A 17095-nucleotide genomic window follows, 5' to 3' on the forward strand; every position below is an offset into this window, starting at 1 on the left:
GGCTCGATCATGGCGACCGCAATCCATCCCGCAGCCCCTGCGCGTCCAATCGCGGCCGCACCGAGCCTGCGCGCACTGGTCGGTGTCGCGGCGGTCTTGCTCGGCACGTTCACCGCACTCGTGAATGCGCGCTTGACTGAAATCGGCCTCGCCGACATTCGGGGCGCGCTCGGGATCGGAGCCGATGAAGGCTCCTGGATCACGACCGCCTACATTACGGCGGAGGTTGCCGCTATCCCAGCCGCGGTCTGGCTACGCGGGATCCTGTCCCCGGCCCGCGGCGTGCTCCTCGGTTCCCTGCTCTTCACGCTCTTCTCGTTGGCCGCGCCGTTCAGCCCGTCACTCACTGTCCTGCTGATGTTCCAGGCCTTGCGCGGGCTCAGTGCCGGCGTCCTGATCCCGATGGCCTATGCGGTGACGATGCGTCATCTGCCTCAGCCCATGCGCCTGTATGGCCTCTCCTTCTATGCGTTGATCTCAGCCTTCACACCGAGCCTCTCGGTGTCGATCGAAGCTTGGGTGATGGACCACTTCACCTGGCAGTACCTGTTCTGGCTGAACGTGCTGCCGGGAACATTGACGCTGTTCGCCGGGTCCTATGGCCTGACCCGCGATCCGATCAAGTACATGCGCTTTCGAAGGCCTGACGGTTTCAGCCTGATCGCGCTTTCACTCGGGCTGGCGGCTCTTGTCACTGCGCTTGATCAGGGAAACCGCCTCGACTGGTTCGCCTCGGGGCTTATTACCGGACTGGCGGCCTCGGCCACGCTTCTCCTCGGCGGCGCCCTGGTCCACGCGCTCCTGCATCACGATCCGCTGGTCGATCCCCGCCTGCTCTGGCGGCGCAACACCGGGCTCGGCCTGTTCATGATGTTCCTGACGCGCATCGCGGTGATGTCATCAGCTCTCGTGCTGCCGCAATATTTCGCCCGGGTGCAGGGCTACAGGGCGCTCGAGAGCGGCAGCGTGTTCCTGGCCTCCGCCTTGCCGCAGCTGCTCCTTATGCCGCTCGTCGCCAGCCTCTGCTACAGGGTCGATCCGCGCCGCCTGCTTGTCTTCGGCGCCGCGCTGCAGGGCGTCGGCCTCCTGATGATGGCAGGCCTGACCAGCCAGTGGAACGCGAGCCAGGTTCTCGTTCCCCTTGTCGTGCAGTCGAGCGCCGCGCCATTCCTGGCCATTCCGATCATGGTCCTGATCACCGAAGACATCTCGCTGCGCGAAATTCCCTGGATCGCATCGCTTGTTCACATCCTGCGCACGGTCGGCTCGGCGGTTGGCGTGGCCGCCGTTGGCACCTTCGTCCGGGTTCAGGAACAGGTGCATTCGAACCTGCTCGGCCAGCATGTCACGACCGCAAGCATCCAGGCCACGCAGCGGATCGAGACGCTGTCGCAGATGTTCTCGTCGCGCCTGCCCGAGATCGAAGCGACGCGGGCAGCTACCGCCCTCATCGCCCGCACGCTGCAACGGGAAGCCTTCGTCCTGGCCTATCGCGACGCGTTCCTGCTGCTCGGCATCCTGATGCTCGCATCGATCCTGATCGCATTTGGCTTCCGCAAGACCATGCTGCCCGGAAAGCTCTTGTAATCCCCCAGGGAGAGAACACCCATGTCTATTCGAGTGCCGACTTCGTCCAGCGACCGGGCTTCGCCCGAGGTCGAGACACATCATTCCGGATATCTGCTCGCCCGCATGCTGCTGGCCGGAGGCTTCGTCTTCAGCGGTCTCAGCAAGCTGTTCGACTTTGGCGGCGCAGTACAGGAAATGGCCCATAATGGATTGCCGCTACCGACCCTCATGGCGGCCGCCGTCATCGTGACGCAGCTGGGCGGATCAGCCCTGCTGGTCTGGCCACGGACGAGTTGGATCGGTGCGGGACTGCTCGCGGGATTTACCGCGATGGCGACCGTGGTTGCTCATGCCCCCTGGAATGATACGGGCCCGATCCCCCTGCCCCAGAGCGTGATCTTTCTCCAGAATGCCGGCCTGTTCGGGGGGCTTCTCCTCGCCTTGGCAATGGGAGGCGGACATCGTCAAATCCGCAGCCTGTTCGGATTGCTCCGTTCCCGGTGACCGGGAAGGGAGCAGCCTCGAACTTGCGTGAACCGACAAGGAGGGAAGAAAGCCATGGATGGCATCGTCATCGACCGCCCGGACCTGAACCGCTTCGAACTGGCGGTCGATGGAGGCTTGGCCCTGGCCTATTATCGGCTCGACGCAAACCGTGTCGTGCTGACCCACACGGAAGTACCGCAGGAGCTTTCAGGTCAGGGCATCGGCTCCAGGCTGGCGAAGGGGACCTTCGATCTCATCCGTGCCAGTGGGCGAAAGATCGTCCTCCGCTGCTCCTTCATGGCGGGTTGGGCCAGCAGGCATCCCGAATATGACGATATCATCGACGGCTGAAAGCAGGCTGGGAACCGCCCGCGCGCCCGCTGCGAACTGCCTGGCTATTCCGGAAGAGGAATGAATTCGCTCTCATCGGGCACATGCCCGAAACGCCCCTGCTTCCAATCTTCCTTGGCCTGCTCGATGCGCTCCTTGCTCGATGACACGAAGTTCCACCAGATGTAACGGGGACCTTCGAGCGCAGCGCCACCCAGGAACATCATTGTCGTCGGCTGGGTCGCGCGGACCGTGATCCGGTCGCCCGGCTTGAAGATCAACAGGCGCGGGCCTTCGAACAGGTCGCCCGCGATATCGATCTCGCCGCTGACGACATAGATCGCACGCTCCTCATGATCGGCGTCGAGCGGAACGCTCATGCCTGCGCCAAGCGATACTTCGACATAGAACCACTCAGAGGCCATGCTGACGGGCGCCGCCTTGCCGAAGGCGGAACCGGCGATGATCCGCGCCTTCACGCCCTGGTCCTGGATGGTCGGCAGATCCGTCGCGCCATAATGTTGGAAGGAGGGAGCGATCTCCTCCTGCGCGACAGGAAGCGCAATCCAGCTTTGCAGCCCGAGCATCGTGTGGGTCCCGTCGCGATCGGTTTCAGGCGTGCGCTCGGAATGGGAAATGCCCCGTCCCGCCGTCATCAGATTCATGGCGCCCGGGCTGATCTCCTGCACATTGCCTTCGCTGTCCCGGTGCATGATGCGTCCATCGAACAGGTAGGACACTGTTGCGAGGCCGATATGAGGGTGAGGCCTGACATCCATGCCATGACCGGCGATGAACTGCACCGGCCCGAAATGATCGAAGAAGATGAAAGGGCCGACCATCTGGCGCCTTCCATGTGGCAGCGCACGCCGGACATTGAAGCCGCCGAGGTCGCGCACGCGCGGAACGACGACAAGTTCGAGTGCATCGCAGGATTTTCGATCGCCCGTGATGGGGTCTTCCGTCGGTAGCCAGCTCATCGGCGTCTCCCTTGCGCACGGACCAAGCGGAATCGGGATCGATCGCCGCTGTATCATCGGCCCTGAGTTTCCGGGCAGCGATTATGAGCCTCACCGTGGGGGATGGCGAGGTCATGCACAGCACCATTGTTCGACCAGAAAGAACACAGAGTTCGGGAGCGGTACGCTTCCGGGGCTGAATCGCGGTGCTAGGCTGACCTGCCCGTTCGGACCCTGAGGCGACGATGTCGCGGGCGCCCGGCGCGGCTGCGCCACCGTCAAGGCACCGGTCAGCGTGCCAAAGCAACAGCGAGGATGACGTCATGACAAGCGAAGCCATTCGCGACCCGCGCAAGGATCACCTGCTGACGCCGCAGAATTCGGCCTTCATCATCATCGACTATCAGCCGGTTCAGGTGAACTCGATCGCCTCGATGGACCGACAGTTGATGATCAACAACATCGTCGGTGCCGCGAAGGCGGCCGTCGCTTATGGGCTGCCGATCGTCCACTCGACGGTGAATGTGAAGACCGGCCTCAACAAGCCGCCGATCCCGCAGGTCCAGAAGGCCCTGAAGGGCATTCCAACCATCGATCGCACCACAATCAATTCCTGGGAGGATGTCGAATTCCGCCAGGCGATCGAAGCGACCGGGCGCAAGAAACTGATCATGACGGCGCTCTGGACCGAGGCCTGCCTGACCTTCCCGGCGATCGACGCACTCGTCTCCGGCTACGAGGTCTATGTCGTCGCCGATGCTGTCGGCGGCACTTCGGTTGCGGCGCATGAGGCGGGCTTGCGGCGGATCGAGCAGGCGGGCGGCAAGATGATCAGCGTGCCGCAGCTCTTCTGCGAATTGCAGCGCGATTGGGCCCGCAAGGAGACCGTTCCAGCCTTCATCAACCTGTTCATCGAGACCGGCGGCACGGCCGGCATCCAGTTCTCCTACGATCGGACCGAGTAAGTCGGGACAAAGCCGCCGGCGCCGTGACGTGATCCAGGCTGGAGTGTCTCACTCGGGCTCGAATGACGCAGGTTCCGGCTCCTGTCGTCGGGAGCGTGCTGCATCGATCCGGATGAGAACCTGGGATCGATCAGGGCAACGGCCCGCCGGCGGGAGCCGCAGGGCGCTTCTCTGATTTGACCTGCCCACCGTGGAGGATCGGCAGAATGGGCGAGCTCTTCATCGTTGTTTCTCTCTACGCGAAGGACGGCAAGGAGGCGGACCTACGCCGCGACCTGACCAATGTCGTCGAGCCCTCACGCCGGGAAGAAGGCAGTCTGCGGTACGATCTCTTCGTCGACCAGAATGATCCGCGCCGCTTCGTCTTCGTTGAACACTGGGCGAGCACCGAAGCCCGGGACAAGCATCACAACGAAGGGGACCATATCCGGCACTTCCAGGACCATGGCGCCGCCAATGTTGAACGCACCGAGATCGCCTGCTTCCTGAACCGCATCGCGTGAAGAGCTCGGGACGATGCCTTAGCCGCGTTTGCTGCGTTCCAGCTCACACGGCCGGCGAAGACGCGTCCCGGCGCCGCTTCCGCTCTTCCTCGCCCCGAACGCAACAGGCCGCTGCGCCGCATCGCCGATGCGTCGCCCCACTCGACCGATCGATCACCCACGTTCCGCAATCTGGATCCCCGTCATGGCTGAAAACCTGGATAAGCAGCGCGCTATCATCCCGAAATTGGCGCCCCTCTACGCCGCTCTGGAACCTCTGGCCTATGCGGCAATGCGCGCCACGTCCGGGCTGATCATGGCGACATTCGGCTGGACCAAGCTGTTCGGTGACGGCATGACCCGCGACATCGAACTGTTTCAACGGCTCGGTCTGGAGCCGGCCGTGCCGCTCGCATATTTCACCAGCGGTCTGGAATTGCTCGGAGGTCTCGCCATCGCGATCGGCCTTCTCACCAGACCGCTCGCTTTCATGCTGTTCATCCAGCTCGTGGTGATCCTCGTGATGGTCATGATCCCGCGCGGCACCGGCTATCACCTGACCGTGGTCTGGCTCGGGACCTTCGCCCTGATGTCGGTGCATGGCGGTGGCCGGCTGTCACTCGATCGCTGGCTCGGCCGGGAATTCTAAAGCATCGGCCCGAAAAGTGGATTGCGGTCTTCGGGAAAGCCGATGCAAACACAAAGGGTTAGATCATCGAACCGGATACGATATCCGGTCCGATGATCTAAGGGCGTCAGCTGGCCGAGCCCTGATCGCTTGGGATCGTCCAGGGCACACCGTTCGCCAGCCGCTTGCTCAGGTAGTCCACAAGTGTCCGGACGCGGTGCGACAGATGGCGCGTCGGCGGATAGACTGCGTAGATCGTATCCGGCAGCGGCTCGTCATCGGGCAGGACATGGATCAGCCGCCCCGCGCGAACAGCATCGGCCGCAATGAACAGGGGCAGGACCGCAAGGCCGAGGCCAGCAATCGCCAGATCGCGCATGACCTCGCCATTATTGGTGACGAGATGGCTGCGTGTCACCACTGTGCGCGGGCGCATGTCCGGAGCGATGGGGAGGAACTGCCAGAGCCGGCTGGCATGGGCATTGGCGTAGTCGATGCAGTTATGAGCCGAGATCTCGTCGATGGACCTCGGCAGCGCCGTCTCCCGGGCATATGCGGGGCTGCAGCAGACGATGCGCCGGCTCTGGCACAGCTTTCGCGCGATAAGTGAGGAATCCGGCAACCGCCCGATGCGGATCGCGAGGTCATAACCGCCCGCAACCAGATCCAGCATGCGATCGTCAAGGTCGATCGCGAATTCGACGCCAGGGTGGAGCCGCGCGAAATCAGCCAGCATCGGACCAAGATGCAATGTCGCAAAGCTCATCGGTGCCGTCACCCGCAAGCGCCCCTTCAGCGGGCCCGTACGGTCGGTCACCACCTCCACGGCTTCATCGATGCTGCGCAGCGCGTCGCGCATATGGTCGTGGAACAAGGAACCCTGTTCGGTCGGCGTGACGCTGCGGGTCGAGCGGTGGAGGAGCGCGACGCCGAGCGCCTCTTCGAGATCGCTGATGCGTTTGCTGACCACGGATTTCGACAGCTTCAGCTCACTCGCCGCAGCCGTAATTCCCCCGGCTTCCACCACCTTGAGGAAGGTCAGCACATCGTCGAAACGCCAAGCCATTGTTCGATGATAGCGAACCATCACCCCTTAGCGAAAGGGCTTCGGCACCGTTTCAGCCACACGGCCAGCGCCAGCTACGAAACCGGCGTCGGTGCATAGGCCACGAAGCGCCATTCTCCAGCTTCTCGGAGCCATACGGCAAGGTAGCGATTGTTCAGAGATTTCGCGGTGCCGTTGACCGTGACCTCCGCCTTCATGACGCCGGTCACCAATGCGACATCCCCAAAGACCTTGATCTCCTGATCCTCGTTGGAAATCGCGTGATAGTCGAAGAACTTCGCGCCGACCTTCTGCAGGTAGCTTTCCTTGTCGTCGCGCGCTGCGTTGGAATGCGTATAGGCGAGGCTGTCGGAGAGCATGTCACCAAGCACGGTGAGATCCGCCTGCAGCATGGCGTCATAGCGCCGCTTCTCCAGTTGCTCGATTGCGCGGATCGTCGGGTCGGTCATGAACGTATCCTCGAATGGTTTCGGGCAATGCCGGTCTGGATCTTCAGAGACTTGGATTCTCAGAGTCCGGGCCTTCAGATCGTCCGGCCGGCATCGATCTTGAGATGCGCTCCGGTCAGATGTGGAAGCTGATCGCTCAGGGCAAAGGCGACATAGCGCCCGAGTTCCTGCACATCGACGACCTCGCCCATCGGCAGGCTCTTCGCCACCTGATCGAGATAGCCGGGCATGGCACGCGTGGCATCCGTCGCCGTCGTGCCCGGGACGAGCGTGTTGACCCGGATCCGGTGCGGCGCCAGTTCCAGCGCGAGGCCTTGCATCAGCGCGTGAACGCCGCCCTTGCTCGCAACATAGGGCAAGAGGCCAGACACCGGCCGCAGGGCGGTCGACGATCCGGTCGCAATGATGGACCCGCCCCCGCCTTGCCTCACCATCACGCGTGCGGCCTCCAGAACCGTCAGGAAGGTTCCGGTGAGATTGACGTCGAGAACCTGCTGCCAGTCCTCCAGCGTGAGTTCCGCAGCCGGTTTTCGCGCGCCGATGATGCCGGCATTCGCCACGGCAGCATCGATGCGCCCGAAGCGCTCGACCGCCGCAGAAAACAATCGGCTGACGGCCACCGCCTCTCTGATATCGGTTGCGACAGCCAGAGCATCACGCCCCGCGCTCCCAAGCGCTGCCGCCACGTCCGCGAGTTTGCTCTTGTCGAGCCCCGCTACGATGAGGCTCGCCCCCTGCTCTGCACAGGCCTCTGCTATGGCCCGGCCGATGCCGGATTCCGCTCCGGTGACGACGATGACTTTTCCGGAAAGCAGCACATCTCTCTCCCATCTCAGGATGTTCCCGAGAGCCGCTGCTGCGGACTTGACCTCCGCAGTAGCGCCGGACGATTCAGCCGCGCGCGGAACCGTGCCCGTCGAAGACAGCGAAATCGGTGTGGTGCTGGATCCATGGGCGCGGCGGCGGCGCGCCCCAACGGTTCACGACCTTGATATTGGTCAGGTCCGCATCGATATCGGCAACCTTCGGCTCATACCCGGTATCGTTCGCGATGACTTCCATCTCCGACGAACACTCCACCATGAAACCTGCCGGATCGAGATAATAGGCGAAGAGATTGTCGCCCGCGCCGTGACGCCCGGGCCCCCAGACTACAACGCGGTCCAATGCGTCGAGCACGTCGCCGAGCCGCATGAAATCGGTGAACTGGGCAAATTCCCAGGCGTAATGATGGATGCCCGGTCGAGCCCCCTTGACGATCCCGACCGTGTGATGCCGTCCGTCGGCAGCGCGAAGCCAGACCAGTTCACATCCCGAGGTGCGCTCCGAAATCTTGAGACCAAGGGTCTCGTGCAATTCACCGTAGATCCGCCAGGGATCGGGAGACGTCAGATTGACGTGACAAATGCCGCGCGGGTGAATCCCGGCCCCGGCGTAGCGCCGTGGCTGGTCCGCCGGCATCGGAGTATGAACTTCGAAGACATGGCCATCGCTGGTCGTGAAGGTGACCGAGCGCTCGATGCATGGCAGCGACGGCTCGCGGGACAAGACCGCAAGTCCAACCGCTGAGGCGCGCGAGGCCGCGGCCTCGACGGCATCGCCATCCAGTGCCTCGAGGCCCACCGTCCGCGCTGCGTTGCCGGAAGCCTGATGCAACATCAACTCCGCGCGACGGCCTGTCGCCGTCAACACGGCGCGCCCGTCATGGTAGTCGACGATGCGCAACCCAAGGACGCTTTCTGCATCCCTTACGCATGCATCCAGATCCTCGACATTCAAGGCCATGTAGCTCTGGCGGGTAACCAGCGGCGTCATGAGCGTAAACTCCCTCGTTCAGTCCATTTCTTTTGGGCTATTCTTGTTCTTGCTTGGGTTCAGTGCGACGCGGCGGCGCGGCTAGGCTGCGCTCGCCACAGCGACCTCGTCGCGCACCGGATTCCGGAGCACGCCGAGCCCTTCGATCTCGACCTCGCAAATGTCGCCATCCTTCATGAAGAGCGGCGGCTTGCGGGCAAATCCGACCCCAGCCGGCGTTCCGGTAATGATCAGGTCGCCAGGCTCCAGCGTGATCGCCTCGCTGAGATAGAAGATCAGGTCGGCAAGCGGGAAAACCAGATCGCTGGTATTCGCGGACTGGACCACCACGCCATTGAGGCGCGTCTCGATCTTCAAGCCCTTGCCGCCCGGCGGCAACTCGTCGGCCGTGACGAATTCGGGGCCAAACGCGCCGGTATCGTCGAAGTTCTTGCCGACCGTCCATTGCGGTGACTTGAACTGGTAGTCCCTGATCGAGCCGTCGTTGAAGATCGAATAACCCGCGACGTGGTCGAGCGCCGCTTCACGCGAGATATGCCGGCCGCCTCGCCCGATCACGGCCACGAGCTCGCCCTCGAAATCAAGCTGGGCCGATACCGCTGGGCGGACGATGGCTTCGCCATGGCCGATAAGGCTCGACGCAAAGCGCGGGAAGACGGCCGGATAGCTCGGGACGTCCTTGTAGGGGCTCTCGGCCGCGTGATCGACATAGTTCAACCCGACGCAAACGATCTTGGGCGGTCGGGCAACCGGCGGGAGAAAGCGAAGGGTGGCCTGGTCCAGTCGCTTGCCCCGCGGCGCGCGGGCCAGCGCGGCAACGGCACCGGGTCCATCCGCAAGGACCTTGCCGAGATCGACGGAACCGAGATCGAAAAGCTCAGCGCCATCACGGACGGCCAAACCCGCCTGCTGACCCGAGACATAACTCACGTACCGCATCGCCATCTCCTTGATTGGATGTCGAGACGGTAGCAGCCAAAATCCGGGCGTCAACAGATTTTCGAATATCTTTCTATCTGTCGATAATGTCTACAGGTCGACCGACAGCACCCCGTCTGCCGCGAGAAGGATCTGCACGGTCCGATCCAGGTGGCGACGAACGAGGAAAACAGCGGCATCCGAATCGCGGGCGAGCGCTGCGTCCGCAATCTCTCGATGCTCGGCGAGATGGTCGCGAGGCTCACGCAAGTACTGCACCGACAAGCGCCGATAGCGATCGGCCTGGTCGTATAATTGCTCGCGAAAATGAAGCAGCCACGGGGAGCCGCAGGCCGAGACCAAGGTCAGGTGAAAGGCCCGGTGGCGCCTCTCCCATTCCGCATCGACAAGCCCGTCCGGTCCGAGCTTGGGCTTTTTGCTAAGCTCATGCAGGGAGGCGAGAATGTTGGCTTCCCAGGCATCATCCCCCTTCTCGATCGACAATCTGACCCCCATGGCATCGAATTCCTTGCGCATGTAGGTGATATCGAGAAGATCGGACCGCGAGACCGGAGCGACACGGAAGCCCTTGTGCTCCTCCAGAACCACCAGCCCATCGGATGCCAGCTTCATAAGAGCTTCGCGCAACGGGCTGAGGCCGATCTCATAGAGCGTCCGCAACTCCTCGAAACGGAGGCGCATGCCCGGCTTCAGTCGGCACTCCAGAATGTCGCGCCGCAGCAACTCGTAGATGCCCGACATCCGCGTACGCCCCTTCGGCTCTTCATTCGCCTGACGAGCGAGCTCGCGCTGGGTTGGGCGGACCAGATTCAAGATTGCCTCCACATCCTGGACATCGACATCGTGCCGCGGGTTGTAACATAAGCCCCGGAATATCGCATGATATCTTTTATTTTCGAAAATATTTGACATGACATGAAAATCTCGTAGCCTCCCCCTCAATCAAGGAGCGCGGCCAGCGCCCAATCCGGAGGGAGAAATCAGCCATGGCTCTGCAAGCCTATCGTTCGCTCATCGCACTCGCGCCGACCGCGCTGTTGTCGCTGTCCCCAATGCCTGCTCTTGCCCAGACGGCCGCCAGCGGAGCGCCGATCAGGATCGGCGCCGTGATCTCAGCCACGGGCGCCATTGCCGGTGTCGGCCTCCCTGAGCGGGAAGGCATTCTGCTTGCTCAGAAGACCTTGAACGCACGCGGCGGCGTGAACGGTCAGCCGATCGAGATTCTGATCGAGGACGACGCGTCGAGCCCGGATGTCGCCGTCAGCAAGGTCAACGCGCTGGTGCACTCTCACAAGATCAAGGCGCTGATCGGCACCTCCGGCATCGCCCAGACCGTCGCAGTCGGCGGCATCACGGCGCCGCTGAAGCTGACCCAGATCGCCTTTTCAGGGCTGGGACCTGCCGTCGAACGCGACCGGACCTGCGTGTTCCACATCACGCCGTCACAGGAGTTGAACGCACGTGCGCTGCTCTCCTATGTCCGCGACATGAAGGCGAGCAAGGTCGGCGTCCTGCATGATTCCGGCTACGGTCAGGTCGTCTGGAACAGCATGAAGGACCTCGCCGGAGAGTTCGGCGTCACCTGGTCCCAGGTCGAGAAATTCGAGATCGCTGCCACCGATCTGACGACGCAGGCCGCCAAGGTGAGGGCGAGCGCGCCGGATGCCGTCATCGTCATATCAACGTCTCCGATGCCCTTCCGCAATGCGCGGCAGGTGAGGCTCACGGCGCCGATCATCTCCGTCCACGGCACCGCGACCTATGACTACGTCAAGGCCATGGGCGATGCGGCCGACAACATCATCCACGCCGAGTTCCTGATCGCCGAAGACCCGCTGCCACATCAGCGCGAGTTCGTGGACCTGTTCCAGAAGGAACACGGCCGGCTGCCGAAGCATTTCGAGGCCGCGGGCTGGGATGCCGTGATGTCGCTGGCGCAGGCGCTCAAGACAGCCGGGCCCGATGCCACGAACGAAGCCCTCTGCAGCGCAATGCGCCGTCCCTACCAGGGCGTCATGGCGAAATTCGACTTTTCTGCCCCGGATATGGGCGGGCTGACGCTCGCCAGCTTCAACTACTCGAAGCTGGTCAAGGGCAAGTTCACGCGCCTCGACTACTCCGCCGCCAAGTGACCGTGGAGGAGCAGGTGCCGAGCGCCTGCCTTCCCTACCGGACCTCTCATCATGTCAGCCAGTCTCGTCATGCAGGCGATCCTGTCCGGGATCACCAACGGCTTCGTCTATGCGCTGATCGGCATAGGCCTCGCCGTGATCTTCAAGGGCACCCAGATCATCAACGCGATGCAGGGCGAATTCGCCGTGATCGGCGCGATGGTCACCGTCTTCGCACTGGAGCCCGTCGGCCTGCCCTATGGCTTGTCGATCCTTCTGGGCGTCATCTCCGGTGCGGCCGTCGGTGTCATCATTGATCGCCTGTTCGTGCAGCCGATGATGCGCCAGCGCGCGGGCGAGGAAAGCTTCTTGCTGCTCACCATCGGCCTGGCGGTCACGCTGTCTGCCGCAGTGCTCTATCTCGCAGGCCGCAACTCCTATCTCCTGCCGAGCTGGGGCGAAGAAGGCGTCATCGAGATCCTCGATGCCTTCCTGCAGATCCAGGCTCTCTGGCTGATCGGTACGGCGATCATCGTGGTCGTCGGTCTGCGCCTCTTCTACGGCAGGACGCTGCTCGGGCTGTCGATGATGGCGGCGTCCATGGATCCCGACGGCGCCGCCACGAACGGCATCAATGTTCGCCGGATGCGCTCTCTGACCTTCCTGCTCGGCGGCACCGTCGGCGCGATCGCGGGCATCCTTGTCGCTCCCCTGGTTGCGGTGAACTACCACATGGGCATCGCCCTGACCCTCAAGGGCTTCGCAGCCGCCATCCTTGGAGGACTGAGCAACCCGCTCGGAGCGGTGCTGGGCGGCGTCACGCTTGGGCTGCTCGAATCCCTCGCCGTCGTCGGCTTTCCCTCCGGCTACAAGGACGTGATCGCGCTCGCGATGATGATCGTCATCATGATMGTCATGCCGAACGGCCTGCTCGGCCGTGTCGGGCGGATCGGAGGCTAGCGCCATGGATAACCTGCGCCGACCTCTCCTGCTTCTCCTGCTTGCCCTGGCCTGGGCCCTCGCGCCGCTCCTGCTGTCGCGGCACCTGATCGATCTCTTCGTGTTCGCCGGCCTGTTCACCATCGGCGGGCTCGGTGTCGGACTGCTGCTCGGTCAATGCGGCATCGTCAATCTGGCCCAGGCGCTGTTCTACGGCATCGGCGCATACAGCTCGGCCTATCTCACGGTTCAGCTCGGCTTGCCGACCCTGGCCGGGTTCCTGGCCGGCATGGTGGCAAGCGCCTTGATTGCCCTCGCCGTGGGCTGGCCGGTCCTGCGCCTGACCGGCTTCTTTCTCGCCCTGGCCACGCTTGCCCTCAGCCTCATCGGCAATGTCCTGTTCTTCGAATGGGACTGGCTGACCGGCGGCACGCTCGGCATTGGCGGCATTCCCAAGCTCAGCATCGTCGGCTTCGCCTTCGATACGCCCGAGCGGGTCTACTACCTCGTCTGGCCAATCGCGATCCTCGTGCTGCTCCTCGCCGACAACCTCGTCCGCGGGCGTCCGGGCCTTGGCATGCGCGCCATGCGCGATGCCGCCCCGGCCGCTGAGGTCCTCGGCGTCGACATGCACCGTCTCAAGACTGCGATGTTCGTCATCTGCGCCATGCTCGGCTCGCTCGCCGGATCGCTCTTCGCGCACTACGTCTCCTATATCAGCGTGCAGAGCTTCACGGTCGAACGCTCGATCGCATTCCTCCTGATTCCGGTCGTCGCCGGCTCGACATCGGTCTGGGGGATCATCGCCGGCGCGCTGTTCGTCACATTCATCCCCGAGCTGCTCAGCGGTCTCGGCGACATTCACCAGGTTCTGTTCGGGCTGGCGCTGGTGCTGGTCGTCACCCTCTTGCCCGACGGGCTGATCGGAGGCGCAGATCGCCTCGCGCAACTCGTGAAACGGAGGATGGCGTGATGACTGCTGTCGCCGACCTGAAACGCCTCCCCTCGCGGCCGATCGACCTGCAAGCGACCCTGGAATTATCGGGCATCGCCCATAGTTTCGGCGGCTTCAAGGTGCTGTCCGATGTCAATTTCGCGGTCCCGCAGGGCCAGATCGTCGGGCTGATCGGGCCGAACGGGTCGGGAAAGAGCACCTGCTTCAATATCGTCTCCGGATTCCTGCGCCCCAAGGCCGGGCGGGTCCTGCTATCCGGGCGCGATATGGCTGCCGACAGCATCCAGGCGCGCACCCGTCATGGTCTGATGCGTACCTTCCAGACGCCGAAAGTATTCGAGCGCATGTCGGTGCTGGAAAATGTGATGGTGGGTCTGCACAAGGACGGCCGCAGCGGCATTCTGGCGAGCATGCTGCGCACGCCCACAGCGCGACGCGAGTTCGATCGGCTACGCAATACCGCCGAAGAGGCCTGTCGCAAGTTCGCGCTCGGCAAATTCCTGGATGCGCAGACCGGACGCCTGCCAGCCGGCCAGCGCCGCGTCGTCGAGCTTGCCCGCGCCTATGTCGGGGCGCCGCGACTGCTGCTGCTCGACGAGCCCTCCTCGGGCCTCAACACCGAGGAGATCGGGCAATTGCGCAGCTGGATCGCGATGCTCAACAGCGAGGGCATGACCATCCTGCTGGTCAGCCACGACATGGGCCTGATGACGATCGCCGACACCGTGCACGCTCTCTATTTCGGCGAGATCATCGCATCCGGGCCCATGGCTGCGATCCAGGCCGATCCCCGCGTGCGCGAAGCCTATCTGGGAGGCTGAGCCATGCTGCAGATCCAATCACTCCAGGCTGGTTACGGCGCCCTGCCCGTGCTGCATGGAATCGAGATGTCGGTCAGCCGGAACGAGGCTGTCGCGATCGTCGGCCCCAATGGCGCCGGCAAGACGACGCTGGTGCGAACCTTGTGCGGTCTGGTGAGACCGATGGCTGGTCGGGTTCTCAAGGATGGCGTCGAGTTAACCGACCTGCCGCCGCACCGCCGGGCCGAGCGCGGCATCGCGGTTGTGCTCGAAAACAGAAATCTCTTCGTCGAGTTGACCGTTCGCGACAATCTGCGCCTCGCTGAAAGCGCCGGCCGAAAGGCCTCCGGAGGTAGCCCGCGCTTCAGCCTCGAGGAGGTGCTGACGCTCTTTCCTGCCGTGCAGCAGCGCTATCACTCGTCAGTCGGGCTGCTCTCGGGCGGGCAGCAGCAAATGGTCGCCATTGCCCGCGCGCTTCTCCTGCAGCCAGACCTCCTGATCCTCGACGAACTCACGACGGGGCTCGCCCCGAAGATCGTCAAGGAGATCCTTGGCGTCCTGAACAACCTGCGGAGCCAGGGCATGGCGATCCTGCTGGTAGAACAGAGCATCACGATCGCCGCCGAAATGACGGACCGGGCCTATGTGCTCTCCGTCGGCAAGGTCGCGCAGGAGATCAGGCGCGGCGAATGGCAGGGCGTCCTCGCCGACGACAGTCTCATCAAGGCCTACCTGCACGGCTGAGTGCGCCGCAGAGCTTCACGACATCAAGTCAAGGAAACATCTCATGGAACTGGGACTTTCTGGGCGAACCGCTTTGGTGTGCGGAGCCAGTAAAGGCATTGGCAAGGGCATTGCACGAGCGCTGGCGCGAGAAGGCGTCAACGTGGCGCTGCTGGCGCGCGGACGAGAGGCTCTGGAGGAAGCCGCCGACGAGATCCGCAAGGAAACGTCGGTGACCGTGACCACCGTCTCGGCTGATATCACCCAGGCGGATTCAGTCGCATCCGCTGCGCAGACGCTTCGAGCCGTCCCCGGGTTCTCGACCCTCAACATCCTGATCAACAATGCAGGGGCTCCTGTCACGCGCAACGACAGGCAGGTGCTCTGGAACGATGACGAGTGGCGGGAGCTCATCGAGGTCAAGACGCTTGGCGCGCTGCGCGTCATTCGCGAATTTCTGCCGATGATGGCTCGCGACGGTACCGGGCGCGTCATCAACATCACCGGCTCATCGGGGATCGCGGTCTGGCGCCCTGCCATGCTGCACGGCTTGAACAATTCCGCGCTGATCCACACGACCGGCTATCTCGCCCAGGATCTCTGGAACGAGCGCATCACGGTCAATGCCATCGTGCCGGGATTGGTCGGCACCGAATTCCGGGAGGAATGGGCGGACGGCCTGGCCAAGCAGCAAGGCAAGACCCGCGAGCAGTTCCTCGCCGATTTCTGCCGCGAGCGCGGCATCTTCATGGAGCGTTGGGCCGAGGTCGACGAGGTTGCCGACCTGGCACTCTTCATCGCGTCCGATCGTGCCCGCTACATCAACGGCGCCAAGCTGAACATCGATGGTGGCTTCAGCGTCAACGCGCGCTGACGCCTGACAACACTCTCCACACCCGACCCGGCAACATACAGTCTCAGGAGTAGCAGCATGAGCCACCTCATTCGTCAGATGGGCTTCGTCGCCTTCACGACGCCCGATCCGGACGGGTCCGCGCAGGACCTCGCCGAACTCGTGGGTCTCAAGGTGACGGGCCGGCGCGGCGACACAGTGTTCCTGTCTTCGAATGAACGGCGCTGGGAGGTCGCGCTGACGCGAGGCGGCAGCCGCGCCACATTGGCGATCGGGCTCGAAGCATCCGACGCCGCAGCGGTCGACGAGATCGGGCGGCGGGTGCGCTCGGAAGGCCTGGAGATCCTGGACGACAGGCCGCTTCATGACGGCATCGAGCGCGCCATACGGTTCGCGACGCCATGGGGGCCGATCTTCGAGGTCCACACGCCCATCGCACGCGATCAGGCACAGCGCCATATCGGGCCTGGGGCGCGTGCCAAACGCATCGAGCACGTCAATCTCAAGGTTCCCGACCGGCTCGCCTTCAGTGACCTGTTGGTCAAGCTGCTCGGCATGGAGCTCTCGGATCGCACCGGCGGCGACGAATTCCGCTGGTTTCGGGCCGCCGACGGCTATCACCACACCGTAGCGCTTTGCCCCGGCGATGGCGATCTCCATCACTACGCCTTCGACTTCCACGCCCTCGAGGACCTCGCCGGCATCGCTGACGGGCTTGTCCTCAAGAACCGCTCGCTGCTGTGGGGGCCGGGGCGCCACGGCGCCGGTGGCAACGTCTTCCAGTATTACGTCGACCCCAATGGCTGCGTCGTCGAAATGTCGGTGGGGATGGACCGCATCGACAATGACCTGCTCTACGAACCGCGCAGCTGGACGATTTCACCGTCGCTTTCCGACCGCTGGATCAATCTCTGGGGCTCGCCGCCGCCGGCGAACTTCATCGATCCGGCGCTGGGCTTTGCAAGGTGCGCAGCCGCCGCCTACGCGGCATGACCCTCCGCACTCGCGAACGGCCCGCCGACAGGT

General features: G+C 63.5%; 20 protein-coding genes. 13 read left to right on the forward strand and 7 right to left on the reverse strand.

Annotation, left to right across the window (positions count from 1 at the left end; genetic code table 11):
- The first annotated feature begins 9 nt into the window (after nt 1–9).
- Genes AC1DGP_RS22820 through AC1DGP_RS22830 form a run of 3 tightly spaced genes read left to right on the forward strand, consistent with a single transcriptional unit; the run spans nt 10 to nt 2406 of the window.
- Nucleotides 10–1587 carry a DHA2 family efflux MFS transporter permease subunit gene (locus AC1DGP_RS22820; RefSeq protein ID WP_441508065.1) on the forward strand — a complete coding sequence of 526 codons (1578 nt, stop codon included), beginning with the start codon at nt 10–12 and terminating at the stop codon, nt 1585–1587.
- 21 nt (nt 1588–1608) lie between these two features.
- Nucleotides 1609–2073, forward strand: coding sequence for a DoxX family protein (locus tag AC1DGP_RS22825; RefSeq protein WP_441508064.1), 465 nt, complete (start codon nt 1609–1611; stop codon nt 2071–2073).
- 54 nt (nt 2074–2127) lie between these two features.
- Nucleotides 2128–2406 (forward strand): GNAT family N-acetyltransferase, encoded by a 279-nt coding sequence (locus tag AC1DGP_RS22830; protein WP_441508063.1) that lies wholly within the window; start codon nt 2128–2130, stop codon nt 2404–2406.
- A 44-nt stretch (nt 2407–2450) separates the two neighbouring features.
- Here the strand turns inward: AC1DGP_RS22830 and AC1DGP_RS22835 are convergent, their stop codons facing one another.
- Entirely contained in the window at nt 2451–3365 is a 915-nt protein-coding gene (locus tag AC1DGP_RS22835) for a pirin family protein (RefSeq protein ID WP_441508062.1), read from the reverse strand.
- 302 nt (nt 3366–3667) lie between these two features.
- Here AC1DGP_RS22835 and AC1DGP_RS22840 point away from each other — a divergent pair, with 302 nt between their 5' ends.
- The 3 genes from AC1DGP_RS22840 to AC1DGP_RS22850 all read left to right on the forward strand — a co-directional run bounded on the left by AC1DGP_RS22840 (nt 3668) and on the right by AC1DGP_RS22850 (nt 5440).
- Nucleotides 3668–4309 (forward strand): hydrolase, encoded by a 642-nt coding sequence (locus AC1DGP_RS22840; protein WP_441508061.1) that lies wholly within the window; start codon nt 3668–3670, stop codon nt 4307–4309.
- 206 nt (nt 4310–4515) lie between these two features.
- On the forward strand, nt 4516–4812 hold the full coding sequence (locus AC1DGP_RS22845; RefSeq protein WP_441489960.1) for a putative quinol monooxygenase: 297 nt from the start codon (nt 4516–4518) through the stop codon (nt 4810–4812).
- 184 nt (nt 4813–4996) lie between these two features.
- Nucleotides 4997–5440 carry a DoxX family protein gene (locus AC1DGP_RS22850; protein WP_441508060.1) on the forward strand — a complete coding sequence of 148 codons (444 nt, stop codon included), beginning with the start codon at nt 4997–4999 and terminating at the stop codon, nt 5438–5440.
- 106 nt (nt 5441–5546) lie between these two features.
- Here AC1DGP_RS22850 and AC1DGP_RS22855 read toward each other — a convergent pair whose 3' ends face one another.
- From AC1DGP_RS22855 to AC1DGP_RS22880, 6 genes are all read right to left on the reverse strand, one after another.
- Nucleotides 5547–6485 carry a LysR family transcriptional regulator gene (locus tag AC1DGP_RS22855; protein WP_441508059.1) on the reverse strand — a complete coding sequence of 313 codons (939 nt, stop codon included), beginning with the start codon at nt 6483–6485 and terminating at the stop codon, nt 5547–5549.
- A gap of 74 nt (nt 6486–6559) precedes the next feature.
- Nucleotides 6560–6934, reverse strand: coding sequence for a nuclear transport factor 2 family protein (locus AC1DGP_RS22860; protein ID WP_441508058.1), 375 nt, complete (start codon nt 6932–6934; stop codon nt 6560–6562).
- Nucleotides 6935–7008: 74 nt separating this feature from the next.
- Nucleotides 7009–7752, reverse strand: coding sequence for an SDR family NAD(P)-dependent oxidoreductase (locus AC1DGP_RS22865; RefSeq protein ID WP_441508057.1), 744 nt, complete (start codon nt 7750–7752; stop codon nt 7009–7011).
- A 73-nt stretch (nt 7753–7825) separates the two neighbouring features.
- Nucleotides 7826–8749: a VOC family protein gene (locus tag AC1DGP_RS22870; protein ID WP_441508056.1), complete on the reverse strand. Its 924-nt coding sequence runs from the start codon at nt 8747–8749 to the stop codon at nt 7826–7828.
- Nucleotides 8750–8830: 81 nt separating this feature from the next.
- A complete protein-coding gene (locus tag AC1DGP_RS22875; RefSeq protein ID WP_441508055.1) occupies nt 8831–9688 on the reverse strand; it encodes a fumarylacetoacetate hydrolase family protein in 858 nt (285 codons plus the stop codon).
- Nucleotides 9689–9778: 90 nt separating this feature from the next.
- Nucleotides 9779–10501 (reverse strand): FCD domain-containing protein, encoded by a 723-nt coding sequence (locus AC1DGP_RS22880; RefSeq protein WP_441508054.1) that lies wholly within the window; start codon nt 10499–10501, stop codon nt 9779–9781.
- Between the two features lie 173 nt (nt 10502–10674).
- On the opposite strand from AC1DGP_RS22880, the gene AC1DGP_RS22885 reads away from it, so the two are divergent.
- Genes AC1DGP_RS22885 through AC1DGP_RS22915 form a run of 7 tightly spaced genes read left to right on the forward strand, consistent with a single transcriptional unit; the run spans nt 10675 to nt 17062 of the window.
- Nucleotides 10675–11820: an ABC transporter substrate-binding protein gene (locus tag AC1DGP_RS22885; protein WP_441508053.1), complete on the forward strand. Its 1146-nt coding sequence runs from the start codon at nt 10675–10677 to the stop codon at nt 11818–11820.
- 51 nt (nt 11821–11871) lie between these two features.
- Entirely contained in the window at nt 11872–12759 is an 888-nt protein-coding gene (locus tag AC1DGP_RS22890) for a branched-chain amino acid ABC transporter permease (protein ID WP_441508052.1), read from the forward strand.
- A 4-nt stretch (nt 12760–12763) separates the two neighbouring features.
- A complete protein-coding gene (locus AC1DGP_RS22895; RefSeq protein WP_441508051.1) occupies nt 12764–13711 on the forward strand; it encodes a branched-chain amino acid ABC transporter permease in 948 nt (315 codons plus the stop codon).
- On the forward strand, nt 13711–14514 hold the full coding sequence (locus AC1DGP_RS22900) for an ABC transporter ATP-binding protein (protein ID WP_441508050.1): 804 nt from the start codon (nt 13711–13713) through the stop codon (nt 14512–14514). Before AC1DGP_RS22895 ends, AC1DGP_RS22900 begins: the two co-directional genes overlap by 1 nt.
- Nucleotides 14515–14517: 3 nt before the next feature.
- A complete protein-coding gene (locus AC1DGP_RS22905; protein WP_441508049.1) occupies nt 14518–15237 on the forward strand; it encodes an ABC transporter ATP-binding protein in 720 nt (239 codons plus the stop codon).
- Nucleotides 15238–15280: 43 nt separating this feature from the next.
- Nucleotides 15281–16090 carry an SDR family NAD(P)-dependent oxidoreductase gene (locus AC1DGP_RS22910; protein ID WP_441489947.1) on the forward strand — a complete coding sequence of 270 codons (810 nt, stop codon included), beginning with the start codon at nt 15281–15283 and terminating at the stop codon, nt 16088–16090.
- A gap of 57 nt (nt 16091–16147) precedes the next feature.
- Nucleotides 16148–17062 (forward strand): VOC family protein, encoded by a 915-nt coding sequence (locus tag AC1DGP_RS22915; protein WP_441508048.1) that lies wholly within the window; start codon nt 16148–16150, stop codon nt 17060–17062.
- The last annotated feature ends 33 nt before the right edge of the window (nt 17063–17095 follow it).

It is taken from the genome of Allobosea sp. 05T433 (assembly GCF_056396065.1).

Coding starts and splice junctions, on each gene's coding strand:
- AC1DGP_RS22820 (WP_441508065.1), top strand. CDS start 10: ATGGCGACCGCAATCCATCCCGCAGCCCCTGCGCGTCCAATCGCGGCC.
- AC1DGP_RS22825 (WP_441508064.1), top strand. CDS start 1,609: ATGTCTATTCGAGTGCCGACTTCGTCCAGCGACCGGGCTTCGCCCGAG.
- AC1DGP_RS22830 (WP_441508063.1), top strand. CDS start 2,128: ATGGATGGCATCGTCATCGACCGCCCGGACCTGAACCGCTTCGAACTG.
- AC1DGP_RS22835 (WP_441508062.1), bottom strand. CDS start 3,365: ATGAGCTGGCTACCGACGGAAGACCCCATCACGGGCGATCGAAAATCC.
- AC1DGP_RS22840 (WP_441508061.1), top strand. CDS start 3,668: ATGACAAGCGAAGCCATTCGCGACCCGCGCAAGGATCACCTGCTGACG.
- AC1DGP_RS22845 (WP_441489960.1), top strand. CDS start 4,516: ATGGGCGAGCTCTTCATCGTTGTTTCTCTCTACGCGAAGGACGGCAAG.
- AC1DGP_RS22850 (WP_441508060.1), top strand. CDS start 4,997: ATGGCTGAAAACCTGGATAAGCAGCGCGCTATCATCCCGAAATTGGCG.
- AC1DGP_RS22855 (WP_441508059.1), bottom strand. CDS start 6,485: ATGGCTTGGCGTTTCGACGATGTGCTGACCTTCCTCAAGGTGGTGGAA.
- AC1DGP_RS22860 (WP_441508058.1), bottom strand. CDS start 6,934: ATGACCGACCCGACGATCCGCGCAATCGAGCAACTGGAGAAGCGGCGC.
- AC1DGP_RS22870 (WP_441508056.1), bottom strand. CDS start 8,749: ATGACGCCGCTGGTTACCCGCCAGAGCTACATGGCCTTGAATGTCGAG.
- AC1DGP_RS22875 (WP_441508055.1), bottom strand. CDS start 9,688: ATGCGGTACGTGAGTTATGTCTCGGGTCAGCAGGCGGGTTTGGCCGTC.
- AC1DGP_RS22885 (WP_441508053.1), top strand. CDS start 10,675: ATGGCTCTGCAAGCCTATCGTTCGCTCATCGCACTCGCGCCGACCGCG.
- AC1DGP_RS22895 (WP_441508051.1), top strand. CDS start 12,764: ATGGATAACCTGCGCCGACCTCTCCTGCTTCTCCTGCTTGCCCTGGCC.
- AC1DGP_RS22900 (WP_441508050.1), top strand. CDS start 13,711: ATGACTGCTGTCGCCGACCTGAAACGCCTCCCCTCGCGGCCGATCGAC.
- AC1DGP_RS22905 (WP_441508049.1), top strand. CDS start 14,518: ATGCTGCAGATCCAATCACTCCAGGCTGGTTACGGCGCCCTGCCCGTG.
- AC1DGP_RS22910 (WP_441489947.1), top strand. CDS start 15,281: ATGGAACTGGGACTTTCTGGGCGAACCGCTTTGGTGTGCGGAGCCAGT.
- AC1DGP_RS22915 (WP_441508048.1), top strand. CDS start 16,148: ATGAGCCACCTCATTCGTCAGATGGGCTTCGTCGCCTTCACGACGCCC.